The organism is Sulfitobacter sp. G21635-S1, from assembly GCF_027213915.1.
Classification (GTDB): domain Bacteria; phylum Pseudomonadota; class Alphaproteobacteria; order Rhodobacterales; family Rhodobacteraceae; genus Sulfitobacter.
In genome coordinates this window covers 320113-335834 of record NZ_JAPWGV010000002.1, presented here as the reverse complement: position 1 = coordinate 335834, position 15722 = coordinate 320113, and the positions used below count along the sequence as shown (strand labels likewise).

General features: G+C 62.8%; 10 protein-coding genes. 7 read left to right on the top strand and 3 right to left on the bottom strand.

Annotated features, from left to right (window positions below; all coding sequences use genetic code 11):
- Positions 1–63 precede the first annotated feature (63 nt).
- The 5 genes from O4H53_RS03870 (at position 64) to O4H53_RS03850 (ending at position 6785) form a co-directional block, all read left to right on the top strand.
- Positions 64–762 (top strand): hypothetical protein, encoded by a 699-nt coding sequence (locus tag O4H53_RS03870; protein WP_269361555.1) that lies wholly within the window; start codon positions 64–66, stop codon positions 760–762.
- A complete protein-coding gene (locus O4H53_RS03865) occupies positions 759–2045 on the top strand; it encodes a TolC family protein (protein WP_269361553.1) in 1287 nt (428 codons plus the stop codon). Before O4H53_RS03870 ends, O4H53_RS03865 begins: the two co-directional genes overlap by 4 nt.
- A gap of 31 nt (positions 2046–2076) precedes the next feature.
- Positions 2077–4209 (top strand): type I secretion system permease/ATPase, encoded by a 2133-nt coding sequence (locus O4H53_RS03860; RefSeq protein WP_269361552.1) that lies wholly within the window; start codon positions 2077–2079, stop codon positions 4207–4209.
- Entirely contained in the window at positions 4206–5378 is a 1173-nt protein-coding gene (locus O4H53_RS03855) for an HlyD family efflux transporter periplasmic adaptor subunit (RefSeq protein ID WP_269361550.1), read from the top strand. Before O4H53_RS03860 ends, O4H53_RS03855 begins: the two co-directional genes overlap by 4 nt.
- Positions 5379–5519: 141 nt before the next feature.
- Entirely contained in the window at positions 5520–6785 is a 1266-nt protein-coding gene (locus O4H53_RS03850; protein WP_269361549.1) for a BamA/TamA family outer membrane protein, read from the top strand.
- 202 nt (positions 6786–6987) lie between these two features.
- Here the strand turns inward: O4H53_RS03850 and O4H53_RS03845 are convergent, their stop codons facing one another.
- From O4H53_RS03845 to O4H53_RS03835, 3 genes are all read right to left on the bottom strand, one after another.
- Positions 6988–8268: a glycosyltransferase gene (locus O4H53_RS03845; RefSeq protein ID WP_269361547.1), complete on the bottom strand. Its 1281-nt coding sequence runs from the start codon at positions 8266–8268 to the stop codon at positions 6988–6990.
- A 126-nt stretch (positions 8269–8394) separates the two neighbouring features.
- Positions 8395–9045, bottom strand: coding sequence for a response regulator transcription factor (locus O4H53_RS03840; protein ID WP_331284216.1), 651 nt, complete (start codon positions 9043–9045; stop codon positions 8395–8397).
- Positions 9046–9193: 148 nt separating this feature from the next.
- Entirely contained in the window at positions 9194–11179 is a 1986-nt protein-coding gene (locus O4H53_RS03835; protein ID WP_269361546.1) for an ATP-binding response regulator, read from the bottom strand.
- A 286-nt stretch (positions 11180–11465) separates the two neighbouring features.
- Between O4H53_RS03835 and O4H53_RS03830 the strand changes: the two genes are divergently transcribed.
- The gene (locus tag O4H53_RS03830) at positions 11466–13433 is read left to right on the top strand and encodes a BapA prefix-like domain-containing protein (protein ID WP_331284215.1); all 1968 of its coding nucleotides are present in this window, start codon (positions 11466–11468) and stop codon (positions 13431–13433) included.
- Positions 13434–13716: 283 nt separating this feature from the next.
- Positions 13717–15636 (top strand): BapA/Bap/LapF family prefix-like domain-containing protein, encoded by a 1920-nt coding sequence (locus O4H53_RS03825; protein ID WP_269361544.1) that lies wholly within the window; start codon positions 13717–13719, stop codon positions 15634–15636.
- The last annotated feature ends 86 nt before the right edge of the window (positions 15637–15722 follow it).

Here is a 15722-nt window from a genome sequence, read left to right as displayed (position 1 = left end):
GTCGGCGTTACACTGAAGCAAAGGGGATCTTCCGAAGCGGGAGATCTGCAAACTGCGTCGAATGTGTCACTGAACAAGCCGATGGATGTCGCGCTTGTGAATGGGGCGGCCTCCATCGTTGCCTCGGACAAGCTGGGTTCTGACCTGGTTGTGACCTTTTCGGATGGCACCACGCTTCGGGTCGAAGACTTTTTCGTGATCGGAGAGAATGGCGACTTCAGCCGTCTTCTGCTGCCCGGCGGAGACCCCTTTGTGACCGGGCTGATGGGGCCCGAACCGGCCTATCCCGACGGGGCGACAGAGCAGATGGCACAGGCATCGGGGGCGGAGGATGCCGCGGGCGATGACGGGGATGCCGGTCAGGACGGGCTGGTCGGGCAATCGGTGGATTGGTCCAATCCTTTGCTTCTGGCCGGGGCCGGGATTTCGCTTGGTTCGGGCGTGGATTTCCTTTCGGGCGGCGGCAGCAGCACTGCGCCGGAGACCGGAAGGGAAGAGGAAGATGATCTTGCGCAGATCATTGACGATTTCACCGGGGGTGAATCCGAGGTCCTGGACCCTTCGGAATATGATATGGATACTCAGGAGGCCGATGCCGAGTCGGGGGCGGAAGATGTGGCAGGCGAATTGATTGGTTCGGATGATGTCACCGTGGACGGCACGTTTGTCGGTGCCTCTGAAACGGCAGATGTCCTGCCAAATGCGGAGTCTGACGCTCCGCTCGATCTGCTGGCTGAATTGTTGACGGAGTTTGTCGTATGAAGCGTGTTGACCCCATCCACCACTGGTGTCGGCACTTTGCCGTTTGGCTGAACTCCGGGTTTGCGTTGTTGCTTTTGCTGGTGCTGGTGACACCGGCGCAGGCGCAGATGGCGCTGAGCACGGCTGTTCTGCGCGCCACGGAAAGGGATGGCGAAATCTCGGCGCTGCGCCAGAAGGTTGCCAGCCGGACAATCGACATCCAGTCGGCCCGCGACGAATATTACCCCAGTGTCAGCCTGTCGGGCGATACCTCCACCACCGATTCGAACGGGCCGGGGATCACCTTGACGGTGTCACAGGTGCTGTTTGACTGGGGGCTGATCCGGAACAAGATCAATGCGGCGTCCCATGTCCGCGTGCAGGCGGTTTCCGACCTGAAAATGGCGGTGGAGGGGCTGACCCTTCAGGTGGCCGAATATTTCATCGACGTCGAGATGACCGACCTCAAGATCGCGCGCACGCGTGACTATTTCGCCTTTGCCAAGCGGATCGCGGGGCAGGCGCAGGATCGCGCCAAGGCGGGCATCGGTGACAATGGCGAAGTTGCGCGCGCGCGTCTGGAAATTGCCCGCGCGGAGGACCAGCTTTCGCAGCTTATGGCGAACCAGCGCATCGCGTTGTCGCAGATCGAGTTTCTGGTCGGCGGGAAGGTGGGGGCCGTTGGTACGCCGAGCGATCTGGGCTTTTCCCGCCGCTATGCCGAGGCCGCAAAAATCCGCTCTGCCGTGCGCATCGCGCCGGATTACATCGCCGCCCGTGCGGGGGTGGATGAAGCCGCAGCCGGTGTGGAAATCGCCAAGGCCTCGCGGCTGCCGACGATAAAGTTGCAGGCCCAGGGGCGTGCCGACCTGAACGGCGGCAAAAGCCGGGCCGCGATCGGCCTGTCCACGGGGGTGGACCTGAGCTCAAGCGGGCTGGGGCGGCGTCAGATCCAGGCGGCGCAGCTGGACCTGCAGGCGGCGGAATCGACGCTGGTTTTCACCGAGCGCGAGCTGACCAATACGGCCGCAAGCGCGCTGCAGCAGATCGAGATCCTGCGCAGGACCGAACGCGCGCGGTCGCAGCAGCTGATCGAATCGAAGCGCGTGCTGGACAATTACGAACAACAGTTCATTGGCGGGCAGCGCGAGTTGCTGGACCTGCTGACGACGGGTCGCGATCTGTACGACTCGGAAATCGAAAAGATCTCCACCTACGAGGAACGCAAGCGGGCGGAATACCAGGCGGCGCATGATCTGGGTGTCCTGGGGACCCTGATCATTGCCGCATCGGCAACCCAGTAGACAGGTGGCAATGTGCTGAACGGGTGTAGAAATGACTAACCACGGTGCCCCGGATCCCCTGATTGCCGGTCTCGTCGAGCTTTGCCGGATTCAAGGTGTGACGACCTCGGCAGAGCAATTGACCGACGGCCTGCCGAAAACGCATTGGGCCGAAAAGGGCGAGAGCCTTGCCGGTCTTGCGCTGCGCCGGGTGAACATGAGCTGCCGGGTGAGCCGGGAGCCGCTTACCACGCTGCCAGAGCACTGCCTTCCTGCGCTGCTGTTCCTGAAAGACGGCCGGACCGTGGTGGTCGAATCCCTGACCAAGACCCAGGCCTGGGTCATCCTGCCGGAATCCGGCGGCGGTCGCGGGGACTGGCCGCTTGAGGATCTCAACGCGCTGCACGACGGGCGGGTGCTGATTTCGAAACCGATTGATATCGTGACCCGCCGGCTGGACGATTCCAAAACCGGCCAGCACTGGATCCTGGGCCCGGTGCTGGGCAACTGGGGCATCTATCGCGACGTGATCTGGGCCTCTTTTGCGGCCAACCTGCTGGCGGTTGCCACGGCGCTGTTCTCGATGCAGGTCTATGACCGGGTGGTGCCCAGCAATGCATTTGATACCCTGTGGATCCTGGCCAGCGGTGTCGGGATCGCCATCGTGCTGGAGCTGGTGCTGCGGCTGATGCGAGCGACGCTTGTCGATGTCTCGGGGCGGGATATCGACCTGCGGCTGTCGGCGCAGCTTTTCGACAAGGTCGCGAACATGCGGCTGAAACACCAGCCTCCCTCGACCGGGGTTTTTGCCAACCAGGTCCGCGACTTTGCGGTGGTGCGGGATTTCTTCACCTCCAGCACGGTGACAGCCATCTGTGACCTGCCCTTTGTGCTGATCTTTGTCGGGGTGATCTATTTCATCGGCGGCCCGGTGGCGCTGGTGGTGCTGGCAGGGGTGATCCTGACGGTGGTGCCCGGCCTGGTCATGCAGAAAAAACTTGCGCGGGCGTCAAAGGAGAACACCCGCGAGGCTGCCGCGCTGAACGGTCTGTTGCTGGAAACGATTTCGAACCTGGAGACCGTCAAGGCCTCCCGCGCGGAAGGGCGGCTGCAGCGGGCCCATGCCCATCTGACGGCGACGATGGCCACCACGGCAATCAACACCCGCAGCATCACCAACTTTCTGACCCAGCTGGTCAGCACGGTGCAGAAGCTGGCCTATGCCGGGGTGATTGTCACCGGTGTCTATCTGATCAGCGCGGGTGAGCTGACCGTGGGCAGCCTGATTGCCTGCACGCTGCTGTCCGGCCGGACCATGGCCCCCATGGGGCAGGTGGCCGGGCTGCTGGCGCGCTGGCAGCATGTGCGCGCGGCGATGGAGGGGCTGGACCAGATCATGGGCCTCTCTGTGGAACGGCCCGAAGACCGCCATTTCGTGCGCGCGCCTTCGCTGAGCGGTGGCTTCACGCTGGACGGCGTGGTGTTCCGCCACGATCCGCAGGCGCCGCCGGTGCTGTCGATCCCCGAGCTTGCGATCGAGCCGGGCGAACGCATTGCGCTGCTGGGCGGCAACGGTGCGGGCAAATCGACCCTGTTGCGCATGATGGCGGGTCTGATTGATCCGCAGTCCGGCAGCGTGCTGGTGGACAGCCTGTCGCTGAGCCAGATTGACCCCATCGACCGGCGGCGGCAGATCGGCTACCTGCCGCAGAGCGTTGCGCTGTTCCAGGGGACATTGCGGGACAACCTGCTGCTGGATCATGGGCTGCACAGCGACGATGAACTGCTTGAAGCGCTTGACGCGGTGGGTCTGGGCACCTTCGTGCGCCGCCATGTGCGCGGGCTCGACCTGATGCTGCAGGGCAATGCAAATGTGTCGGGCGGGCAGCGCCAGTCGATTGGTCTGGCGCGGGTGCTGTTGCAGGACCCCCGGATCGTGCTGCTGGATGAACCCACTTCGGCTTTCGACCATGTGACGGAAAACAAGGTCATCGCCCATATGAAGGACTGGCTGAAGAGCCGGACCACGATCATTTCGACCCACAAGCGGGAGTTGCTGGCCCTGACCGACAGGGCGGTCGTGCTGAAAGATGGCCGCGTCGCGCGCGACGGCGATCTGCTCAACATCCTGAATACGGCGCGCGCCAATGCGGTTCAGAAAAAACCGGTGCAGGCCGTCACATGACCGTCGCCGAGGACATGCTGACCAGCCATCTGGATGGCAGTTACCGACGGCAGACCCTGAAGGTCGCGCGGTGGACGATCCGGACGGTCGTCATCTCGCTGATCATCGCCATCGTCTGGGCCTCGATTGCCCAGATCAACGAGATCAAGCGTGGCGACGGTCGCGTCATTCCCCTGCGCAGAATGCAGACGATCCAGAGCCTCGAAGGCGGCATTCTGGCGGAACTGATGGTGCGGGAAGGCGATATCGTCAAGGAGGGGCAGGTGCTGGCCCGGCTTGATCCGACCCGTTCGGAGGCTGCGTTCCTTTCGGCGGAATCCGAGATCACGGCGCTGGTGGCCGAGGTTGCCCGCCTTGAGGCGGAAGTTCTGGAGCAGCCCAAGCTGGATTTCGGCGAAACGCCGAATTCGTCCGAAGTGACCGAGCTGAAGCTGTTCACCGCGCGGCGGACCAAGCTTGAGGCGTCCCTGGTGGCCCTCGAAGCGGAATTGAAGGCGATCCAGCAACAGATCGACATCACCCGCCCGCTCACGGCCAGCGGATCGGTCAGCCGCATCAACCTGCTTCAGCTGGAGCAGAAGAAGGCTGAACTGGACGGCAAGATCAGCGAGACCCGCAATGCCTATGTGCAGGACGCCTACAAGGACCTGGCGCAACGGCGCGCCAAGCTGCAGATGATGCAGCAGCAACTGGTCCAGAAACAGGACGAGTTTCGCAGGACGGAGATCCGGTCTCCGGTGTCGGGCCGGGTCAACAACATCGACATCACCACGCTGGGCGGGGTGGTGCAGCCGGGTGAATCGATCATGGAGATCACCCCGACCGACGACCAGCTGATCATCGAGACCAAGATCAAGCCGCGGGACGTTGCGCTGATCGCGCCGGGCATGCCCGCCAGCGTCAAGATCACGGCCTATGATTTTGCCACCTACGGCGATCTGCGCGGCACGGTCACGCAGATTTCGGAGGACACGGTGGAAGAGGACACGCCCCAGGGGCCGGCTGACTTCTATCGGGTCATGGTGCGCACCGAGCGCAGCTATCTCGAACGTTTCGGTCAGCGCTACAGCATCCGGCCCGGCATGATTGCGCAGGTCGATATTGAAAGTGGCGAGCGGTCCATTCTAAGTTATTTGACACGCCCGATCCTCAAGGCGCGTCTTCAGTAAATCCGTGGGGCGGGGCCGCTGCTGGCCGGTCTCCACGCCAAGTAAAACAGGAAAGTGCTGCCCTTGCCCTCTCTGCTGCCGTCAGGTGCCTCGCGCGCCTCTTTTTCCACTGTACTTGCGGGATTGTCACCGGCTGTGGCGATGGTACTGGCGATGATACCGGGGTCGGTGGCCGATGCGCAGGTTGTGCGCAACGTCGAGGTGCGCGGCGCCCAGTTCATTCCCGAAGACGACATCCGCAGGACCTGCGGTGCCGAATCGGGAGTGGAATATTCGCGGTGGGAACTGCTGGCCATCGAGGATTGCCTGATGTCCACCGGGGTGTTTGAAACGGTGGCCCTGTCCCGTGAGGGCGACACGCTGGTGATCGACGTTCAGGAGCTGGACACGCGGCCGGGGCGGATTGATGCAAGCATCGCCTATGTCTCGCAGGATGGGCTGACGGCGAGCCTGGCCTATGAGCGCTACAACCTTTTCGACCGGACCTATGGCGCGTTCAGCCTTGAATACAGCAAGGAGATTCAGCGCTACAGCGCGAACCTGTACCGCACCGAAGTCTTTGAGAGCGGTCTGGATCTGGGGTTTGAGCTTGTCGGCGGGCGTGACGATTTCGACGACCGCAGTTTCACCCATGAAACCATCCGCGCCGAAACCTATCTGGCCTGGCCAGTCTCAGCCACGACCCGGTTCGAGGGGGGCATCGGTTTTCGTGACCACCGGCTTTATGATCTGGACCCTGCCGCCAGCCCCTTGCTGGTGCGCGAACAGACCAACGGCATTTCGGCGCCCTATGTCCGTCTGGGGCTGAAACACAAGAGCCTGCCGGACGCCGAAGAGGGCGACGACCGCTGGCAGAACTTTGGCTACAGTGTCAGGCTGGACCAGTATTTCTGGAACATCGGCACATCGGACCCGCTGTCCGATACCAGGTTCGAGGCGCTGATGCAGTTTCCGATCGCCGACAGGACCCGTCTGTTGTTCGGATTCGATGCGGGCGCGGTCACCGGGCTGAACGGCAATGCGACGCGGGCCATCGACCGGTTCTATCCGGGTGCTGACGGCTTCCGCGGCTTTGCGCCCCGTGGCATCGGCCCGCGGGATGGCGGGGATGCCCTGGGGGGCAACACCTTTGTCCGGGCCTCCATCGAGTTGCAGCGCGATTTTGGCGAAGTGTTCAAGGCGCCGGTTCTTGGCGGTATTTTCCTGGAATCTGGCGGCAGCTGGGATCTGGACGATACGCTTGGCGGGGCCATTGATGACGGCTGGCGCCGGCGCAGCAGCGTCGGGCTGTCGGTTGTTTTCGACATCGGCAAGACCCCGGTTTCGCTTTATCTTGCCACGCCGATCGAACATGAGCCGGGCGACGAGCGGCAGACCTTTGGCATCAGCCTGAGCACGCAGTTCTAAAGCGCCCCGCCTTAACCTTGAATCGCCAATACCCTGCCGCGCCTGCGGCGCTTTCGGGACCGTCCTGTCACAGGATGATTCAGATCTAAGGTCCAGAGCCTATAGCACTTTCGGAAAAACCTGAATCACTTAACGCTGCCTGAAATCATAGATTTCAACGCGTTAAGTGATGCGCTGCGTCTCATGTTTTTCGAGAAGTGCTTTAGCGCCGGGCAGGGCGGCCTGTTCTTGCGGCGCGGTTGGCCATGGCCTGCCGGAACAGGGCCATGTAGCGCGGCGCGACGACGGAGAGGTCGTATTGCGCGCGGGCCATGGACCGGGCCTTTTGGCCATAGCGATAGCGCCGCGCCGGATCGTCCATCAGGGCGAGAATTTCGGCAATCCAGGCTTCGTTGTCATCGGGCAGAAGCCGGCCGTTGATGTCGTCCTGGATCAGCTCGGCGGCATAGCCGCGATCAGGGGCCAGGACACAGCCGCCGCGGCCCAGAATCTCCACCAATCCCCAATTGGCGACCCCGAACTTCAGCGGGTAGAGAAAGATATCGACCCCGGCGATGCGACTGGCGAATTCGTCGTAGGGCAGCTTGCCGGGAAATTCGATCACCTTTGCCGCACGCGGATAGGCAAGCATCAGGTGGTCGCGGAAGGTCGTCACCTTGCCGCCATGCTGGCGCTTGACGGCCTGCTGCTCGTAGCCATAGGTCACTTCCTCGGCGCCGCCGAAGGCAACGAATTGCGCATCGACGCCCCGCTCCACCAGGGTATCGACCAGCCGCACGTAGGTCTCGAACCCCTTGGCAGAGGACAGGTCGCGGGCGGCAAAACCGATCACCGGCTTGCTGCCCTTGCCACGTTTGCCGCCCTTACCCCCCTTGTCGCTGGCAGGGGGTTCGGGCTCGGCCATCGCGGCAAAATCGAACCCCTCAAGCTGCACCTCGATGCGGGAGCGCAGAGCGGCAGGAAACATGTTCTTGGCATGCTGGCTGGGGCAGATCACCAGATCGCTGTTCAGCGCCTGATGAAAGTTCAGCATTTCGGTGTTCCGGTCGGTGATCCGCTGCGCCAGATCGGGGGGATAGGCCGGATCCCAGCCATGCGCCCGAAAGCTCGGGAATTCGATGTAGCTGATGATTGCCGCGTCTATCTCGTCGTACAGGAAATGCGGCGCCCCCCAGAGCGAATGCGCCACAACCGCGTCGATCCGGGTGTGTTTGCGCATCGCGGTGAGGGCGTTGAGCACCCCCCGGCCGATGCGGGCAGAGCGTTCGACCTTGGCCGAATAATAATAGCGGTCATCGGAGATGATCGGCCCGTCGGGCTGAAACCCCAGAATGTGGTTGCCCCGCTCGCGGTTGCGTTCCATGTGTCCGGGGGTGGTCAGGAAAAAGCTTTGCGCCTGGCCGGTTTCGCGCAGGTAATCGCACAGATGGCCGAACTGGCCCGGGTATACCGCACCGACAAAGACGATCACTGGTTTGCTCACGGTGCATGCTCTCCGTTCTCAGGCAGCCCGGGTGACCGGGGCACCCCGGAGCGTAACGCACATAAACTTAAGGACGCAACCAAAGAAGAGGCCCCGGCGGGCCGGTTTGCGGGACCTGCCCAGCGCCTAGAAAATCCCGATGTCCCGGGCCACAATCACCGCCTGGGTGCGGTTGCTGGCCCCGAGTTTCGCGCAGATCGACTTTACGTGCATCTTCACCGTGGCCTCCGCGAGGCCAAGCTCGGCGCCGATCTCCCGGTTGGGTTTTCCCTGGGCCAGCAGCGCCAGGACGGTCATCTCACGCTCTGACAGCGATGAATTGCCTGAGGTGTCGCGCGCCTTGGCGCGGGGGCGGTTGATCAGTTCAACCGGAACATACCGCCCGCCATTGGCCATGAAGCGAATTTCGTTGGTCAGGTTCTTCAGCGATTCCGTCTTGAGGATGATGCCCGCGCCGCCGAGCGACAGGGATTCTGAAACCACATGGGCCGTCGGGTTGCTGGTCAGGATGCCGACCGGATTTCCGCCATTGCGCTCTATCGCCTTGGACAGCCCGCCGACCCCGTTCATGCCCGGCATGTCGAGATCCACCAGAACCAGATCGAAGGGCCCTTCGGCGTCCATCTTTTCAAGCGCGGTGTCGAGGTCGGGCGCGGTCTGCGCCTCGAAATCCGGGAGGTTGGACAGGAACTGCTTAAACATCTCCAGGACCATGGCATGGTCATCTGCAATCAGCACTCGGATCGGTTTGGCTTCAGAGGGTGTCATCATGCTCATCTTAGATTTACGAAACCCAATGGTAAAACCTACTCGTCAAGAACGGCGCTGTCAGACGGAATTCCGCCGGTGGAGATCGAACAGGATTTGCCCGCCCGATTGCCAGAGTGCTCTGTAATGTATCACGAAAGTGAAGCGTGGCAAGCGATCATCTCCCACCGCCTGCCTCTGACCCGATCAGGCTGATCGCCTTTTCCGTGGCGCTGAGCGCCTGATTCGCCTCTGCAACCAGCGCGTTCAGCTTTGCCACGGGGCCGTCCAGCGCGAGTTCCACCTGACGCAGGCTGCTTTGCAGCAGGGCCAGACCGGTCAGCCCGGAGGAGCCGGTTGCGGAATGGAGCAGGCGTTTGGTGTCCGGGCATTGGCCGTCGCTGGTGATCTTGTCCATGACCGCTTTGGCCTCTGCATGGGCACGGATCATGAAGCCCAGGGCCGCTTTCTCGCCGAGCTGACCGATCAGTTCGGCAACCACTTTCCGGGCCAGCGGTTGATCCGGCGTTGCGGCTGTCCTGGCCGGGCGGTGTTTCAGCCTGACTGCCGCAGTCTGCCGGGTGTCGGCTTTGCCCCGGGCTGCATTCTGCACGGCGCGGCAGAGTGCGGCGGTGCGGATCGGCTTTTCCAGCAGCCGGGACATGCCGAGCGCCAGACAGGTCTTTTCCAGCCCGGCATCGGTATGGGCGGTCAGACCCAGGATCTGGCCGTTCCAAGCCATCGTCTTCTTCGATCTTTCGGTCTTGATGCGCCGCATGAGTTCGACACCGCTCATGTTTGGCAGGGTGATGTCGGTCAGCAGGACATCTATCTGATGCACCGCTTCGGGCTGTTTCAGAACCTCAAGCGCCTTGAAGCCGTTTTCGACCCCATCGACCCGCGCCCCGGCATTGCGCAGGCATTGAACCAGCCAGTCGCGGCTTGACGGGCTGTCCTCCACCACCAGCACGCCGATGCCCTGCAGCAGCCCGTTCGCGACGCCGGCCTGCGGCGTTTCCCTGGTCTCGGGCAGCGCATCGGTTTCGGTCGGCGGGAGCGAGAAGATCGCCCGCAGGATGGTGCCGATCACAGGCTGCGTCCCGTTCTTCAGCGGCGCGCCCCCGCCGAGCCGGTCGAAGACCTCGATATGGCCGCCAAGGTGGCCGATGGCATGAGCCAGCACGCTCAGCCCTGCCGTCGTCCGGTCCGCGTTGGCGCCTGTGGTACGCTCGTCGCGGGTGCCGTCGATGCCGGTGCCCAGCAGGCGCGCCTTTTGCGTGGCGGGCAGGCCGCCCCCCTGATCCGCGACCTCGACGGTGATCAGCCGCTCCTTGCGGCCGTCTTTCGAAGCGGTCATTTCGGGGGCACAGGCGACGCGGATGTCGATGGTCTCGCCGCCATGCTTGCTGGCGTTGTCGAACATGTTCTGCAGCAGCGCACGGACGATATGCACCGGTCCGTGCAGGCCGATCGCGGTTTCCGGCTCGATCTTCATCGTCACGGTCGCGCGGCGGGCGAGCACGATCGGTTCGATCATGTCGAGGACATTGCGGGATTCTTCGGCCAGATCGAAGTCCTCGTCGGCCTGCAGATCGGCGCTTGTCATCTCGCCGCGGATGACCCGGATCACCTTTTCGATATGGGTCAGCGCCATCCGGGCTGATTTCTCCACCCTGGCGGTATCGGGATTGGTTTTTCCCGCGTGGTCTTCCCTGCTGTCAAAAAGCGCTTCTGCGGAAGCAAGCACGGACTGGATCGGCGTCTTGAGATCATGCGACACCCGAAGCAGCGTTGCCGCGCGCGCCCGGTTCTGCAAGAGCACCGCTTCCTGATCGGTTTCCACCAGGCGGAGCAGGAAAGCAGCGGCATTCCCCAGCGGGAGGTGGACCAGCTCTCCCTCAAGGTGTTTCTCGCGGAAGGTCACCGATACCGCGACACTGCCGCTGCGCCGCGCACGGGTGCAGAGCGTATGCCAGTTGAAAGCCGTCTGCAGGGCGGAAACGTCCAGTTCCAGCTGGGCGGCAGGCTTGTTCGACAGCAGGATTTCCGCCTTTTCCGTCGCCAGGACGACGATGCGCCGATCAGTGGAGATGAGCCGCGCAATGGCCTGCAGGGTGGGTCTGACCCGCGCTGCATTGAACCCCGGTTCGCTTTCGTTGGGCATCCCATTCTCCATGATGCTGCATCTTCTCTCGCGCAGGAACAACGTCAACCCGAACCAGGTCGTCGCGGTGAGTCTGCTGTTTCGGTTCCATGCCGTCAACTGCGCGGGCCATTGCGGTGGAATCAGGCAGCAGGGAAGGCAATGAAGCAACAACGGTGAAATATTAGCCGAAAGTATGTTAGATCAATCTATTGACCGTAACTTTAGTATGTGATGTGAGTGAGGGGGATTGGGTGGGGGCCTGAACACGTTCCGTGTGAGCGATAGATAGACAGAGGGAAGTGATATGACGACGACTTCATACCGGGCCGGAAATATGGTCGAGGTGAAAATAAATGCAACAAAAGCAGATATTTCCAAATATGTGAAAAGAGGTGACGACCTTGTCGTCGAGCTGGCGGATGGCAACAAGATCGTTGTCTCCGATTTCTACGATCCCGCGCAGGGAGGCGTACCCCACCGGCTGATGCTGGCGGACGGCAGCTACAGCGGTGTCGAGGGCATCTGGAACGAGGATGAAGAGGCCGCCGGTCTGGGTGCCAACATGGAGCAGATCGGTGCCGGCCTGGGTGCGCTGGCAACCGGGCTTCTTGCCACGGCCAGTGACAGCGAAGATCCCACGGATCCCACGGATCCGACTGATCCCACTGATCCTACAGACCCGACTGATCCCACGGACCCGACTGATCCCACTGATCCCACTGATCCTACCGATCCGACTGATCCCACGGATCCGACAGATCCTACCGATCCCACGGACCCGACAGATCCTACCGATCCGACAGATCCTACCGATCCTACTGATCCTACCGATCCCACGGACCCGACTGATGCGGCGGACGCGGGTATTCTAGACCCGATTCTCGCGGACGAAGGCGTGCTGGGCGACCTCACGGGCAACGACGGCCTGCTCGGCGACCTGACCGGTTCCGACGGTTTGCTGGGCGACCTGGTCGGCAACGATGGCCTGCTCAGCCCCGTCACCGGAGAGGATGGCCTGCTCGGCACCCTGACCGGCGGCGGGCTTCTGGGGAACAGTGATGGATCGGGCAGTCTGACCGGCGGACTTCTGTCGGAAGATTCGCTGCTGGGCGATGTGCTTGGTGGCATCGGTCTGACCGATGGTCTGCTTGGCGAAGGCGGCACGGTGGATGAAATCGTTGAAACCGTGGAAGAGGTCCTTGACGGCGTGATCGGCGACGAAGGCATCGTTGGCGGCCTGCTGGGCGGCGACGGTGGTCTGCTGGACGGCGTGATCGGCGACGAGGGTATCGTTGGCGGTCTGCTCGGCGGTGACGGCGGTCTGCTGGACGGTGTGCTCGGTGACGAGGGTATCGTTGGTGGCTTGCTCGGCGGCGACGGTGGTCTGCTGGACGGTGTGCTCGGTGACGAAGGTATCGTTGGTGGTCTGCTCGGCGGCGACGGCGGTTTGCTGGCCGGCATTGGTGCCGAAGATGGCCTGCTCGACCCGGTGATCGCGGACGGTGGTCTGCTTGGTGACGTGACCGGGAACGAAGGCCTGCTGGGCGATGTGACCGGGTCCGACGGCCTGGCGGGTGATCTTGTCGGTGACATGGGCCTGCTGGGCGACGTGACCGGGGAGAACGGGCTGGTCGGTGACCTGACCGGTGTCGGCCTGCTGGGCGACGGCAGTGATGGCGGTCTTCTCGACGGTGGCCTGCTGGACGGTGTCCTCGGCGACGAGGGTATCGTTGGCGGATTGCTTGGCGGTGACGGCGGCCTTCTCGGTGGCGGCCTGCTGGACGGTGTCCTCGGTGACGAAGGCATCGTTGGCGGCTTGCTCGGCGGTGACGGCGGTCTGCTGGACGGTGTTATCGGCGACGAGGGCGTTGTCGGCGGCTTGCTCGGCGGTGACGGTGGTCTGCTGGATGGTGTGCTCGGCGACGAGGGTATCGTTGGTGGCCTGCTCGGTGGTGACGGTGCTGGTGGTGTCCTCTCGGGCACTGTCGGGGATCTGCTGGCCGGCATTGGTGCCGAAGATGGCCTGCTTGACCCGGTGATCGCGGACGGTGGTCTGCTTGGCGATCTCACGGGGAATGAAGGCCTGCTGGGCGAGGTGACCGGGTCAGAGGGCCTGGCGGGCGATATTGTCTGCGACATGGGCCTGCTGGGTGACGTGACCGGGCAGAACGGATTGCTTGGTGATCTGATCGGTGTCGGCCTGCTGGGCGACGGCGGCGATGGCGGCCTATTGGGCAACCTGGGCGGCGATCTGCTTGACGGCCTGAACTGAGGTGGTGCGGGTTCAAATCCGCCTGCCACGGTAACCGAGATGTAAACAAACTGTTTCCATCTTAAGAGAATCCGGAAAAGCCCCGCCAAATGACGGGGCTTTTTCATTTGAAAACAGCAGTTTCAGTGCTTTCACGTAAAAGTTGTGCTTTCTGGGGCAAGAGGGGCGAGAACTACCCATTCGGCATTGACATAGATACCGATGGCTGGTTTTCATATACTTAAGATTGCATTACATACTTTAGTTCGCCTTGCCCGCAAGCGCACCCATGAGGAGTTCAAACATGGCAAACAGAAGCATCCAGGCTGGCCCTGAAATTGGCATCAAGATCGACGTAGAGCGGTCTGACATCGCCAATTACGCAAGAAAGGGGAGTGACCTGTTCATTACCCTCAAAAACGGTGACGTGATCACCGTTGTCGACTTTTACAAGCCAGCGATGGACGGCTCTTTGCACAGCCTGATCCTGGCCGATGGTGATGAAAGCGGTATCGAGGGTGATCCCGAAGCCGGCGGCAGTGGCGAAATGACCGATGAGGGCATTATCGCAGCTGCCGTTGGTGGTTTGGGCCTGCTTGCCGCCGCATCCGGTGGCGGCGGCGGTGGACCCGTTGATCCGACTGATCCCACGGACCCGACCGATCCGACTGATCCTACCGATCCTACGGACCCGACCGATCCGACCGATCCCACGGACCCGACCGATCCGACCGATCCTACGGACCCGACAGATCCGACCGATCCTACGGACCCGACCGATCCGACTGATCCTACGGACCCGACAGATCCGACCGATCCTACGGATGCTGGTGACCAGGGCTTCCTTGATCCGATCATCTCTGATGACGGGCTGCTCGGTGACCTGACTGGCAACTCCGGGGCGCTTGGTGACATCACCGGCTCGGACGGCCTGCTCGGCGATCTGATCGGAGATGGAACGCTGCTTGGCAATCTGGGCGATGACCTTCTGGGTCAGCCCCTGCTGGGCGACGGCGTAACAGGGGACGTCGGTATCGCCGACGGGCTCATCGGGGATGGCGGCCTTCTGGGCGACATCACCGGTAACTCCGGCCTGCTTGGCGACCTGACGGGTTCCGATGGTCTGCTGGGCGACCTTATCGGCAACGACGGGCAATTGTCCGACGCCACCGGCTCCGACGGACTTGTCGGGGATCTGACCGGCACCGGCACGCTTGGTGACGGCACGCCCGGAGGTGACGGCATTGCCGGCGGTCTTCTGGATGGTGTCCTGGGCGACGATGGCCTCCTCGGTGGCCTGCTGGGCGACAACGACATCCTGGACGATGTTATCGGCGAGGATGGCCCGCTGGGTGATCTGCTTGGTGATGTTGTCGGCGAAGACGGCCCGCTGGGCGATGTTGTCGGCGATCTGATCGGCGAGGATGCCCCGCTGGGTGACCTGCTCGACGATGTTGTCGGCGAAGATGGCCTGGTGGACGGCATACTGGGCGGTGTCCTCGGCGAGGATGGCCCGGTGGGCGACCTGCTTGGCGGTGTTGTCGGCGAAGATGGCCCTCTGGGTGATGTGCTCGGCGGTGTTATCGGCGAAGATGGCCCTCTGGGTGATGTGCTCGGCGGTGTTATCGGCGAGGACGGTCCTCTGGGTGATGTGCTCGGCGGTGTTATCGGCGAGGACGGTCCGCTGGGCGACGTACTCGGTGGCCTCACCGGAGATGACGGCCTTGTGGGCGGTCTGCTCGGTGGCCTGACCGGTGAGGACGACCTGGTGGGTGGTCTGCTGGGTGGCCTGACCGGCGAGGATGGCCCTCTGGGTGACGTACTTGGCGGGGTTGTCGGAGAAGACGGTCCGCTGGGTGCTGTGCTCGGTGGTCTGACCGGTGAAGACGGTCCGCTGGGTGACGTGCTCGGTGGTCTGACCGGAGATGACGGCCTTGTGGGTGGTCTGCTCGGTGGCCTGAGCGGAGAGGACGACCTGGTGGGTGATCTGCTTGGTGGTCTGACCGGAGAGGGTGACCTGGTAGGTGACGTGCTTGGCGGTCTGACTGGCGAAGACGGCCCGCTGGGTGACGTGCTTGGCGACCTGACCGGAGAGGACGGCCCGCTGGGTGACGTGCTCGGCGGCGGATTGCTGGGCGGCAGCAACCCGCTTGGTGAAACGCTCTCCGATGCCAGCGACCTGCTGGGCGGGCTTCTGGGCAACGACGGCCTGGGCGACATCTGATCGCCTGAGCTGAACCATAAAAGCCAACGGATTGGCCCCTCGCTCAAGTCGCAAGACTGCGGGGGGCCAAGCCAGTTCAAGGACCA

Excerpts from the sequence above, each read along its gene's own strand:
- O4H53_RS03835 (WP_269361546.1), bottom strand. The coding sequence starts at position 11,179 with ATGCCCAACGAAAGCGAACCGGGGTTCAATGCAGCGCGGGTCAGACCC.
- O4H53_RS03830 (WP_331284215.1), top strand. The coding sequence starts at position 11,466 with ATGACGACGACTTCATACCGGGCCGGAAATATGGTCGAGGTGAAAATA.
- O4H53_RS03860 (WP_269361552.1), top strand. The coding sequence starts at position 2,077 with ATGACTAACCACGGTGCCCCGGATCCCCTGATTGCCGGTCTCGTCGAG.
- O4H53_RS03825 (WP_269361544.1), top strand. The coding sequence starts at position 13,717 with ATGGCAAACAGAAGCATCCAGGCTGGCCCTGAAATTGGCATCAAGATC.
- O4H53_RS03855 (WP_269361550.1), top strand. The coding sequence starts at position 4,206 with ATGACCGTCGCCGAGGACATGCTGACCAGCCATCTGGATGGCAGTTAC.
- O4H53_RS03850 (WP_269361549.1), top strand. The coding sequence starts at position 5,520 with ATGGTACTGGCGATGATACCGGGGTCGGTGGCCGATGCGCAGGTTGTG.
- O4H53_RS03865 (WP_269361553.1), top strand. The coding sequence starts at position 759 with ATGAAGCGTGTTGACCCCATCCACCACTGGTGTCGGCACTTTGCCGTT.
- O4H53_RS03840 (WP_331284216.1), bottom strand. The coding sequence starts at position 9,045 with ATGAGCATGATGACACCCTCTGAAGCCAAACCGATCCGAGTGCTGATT.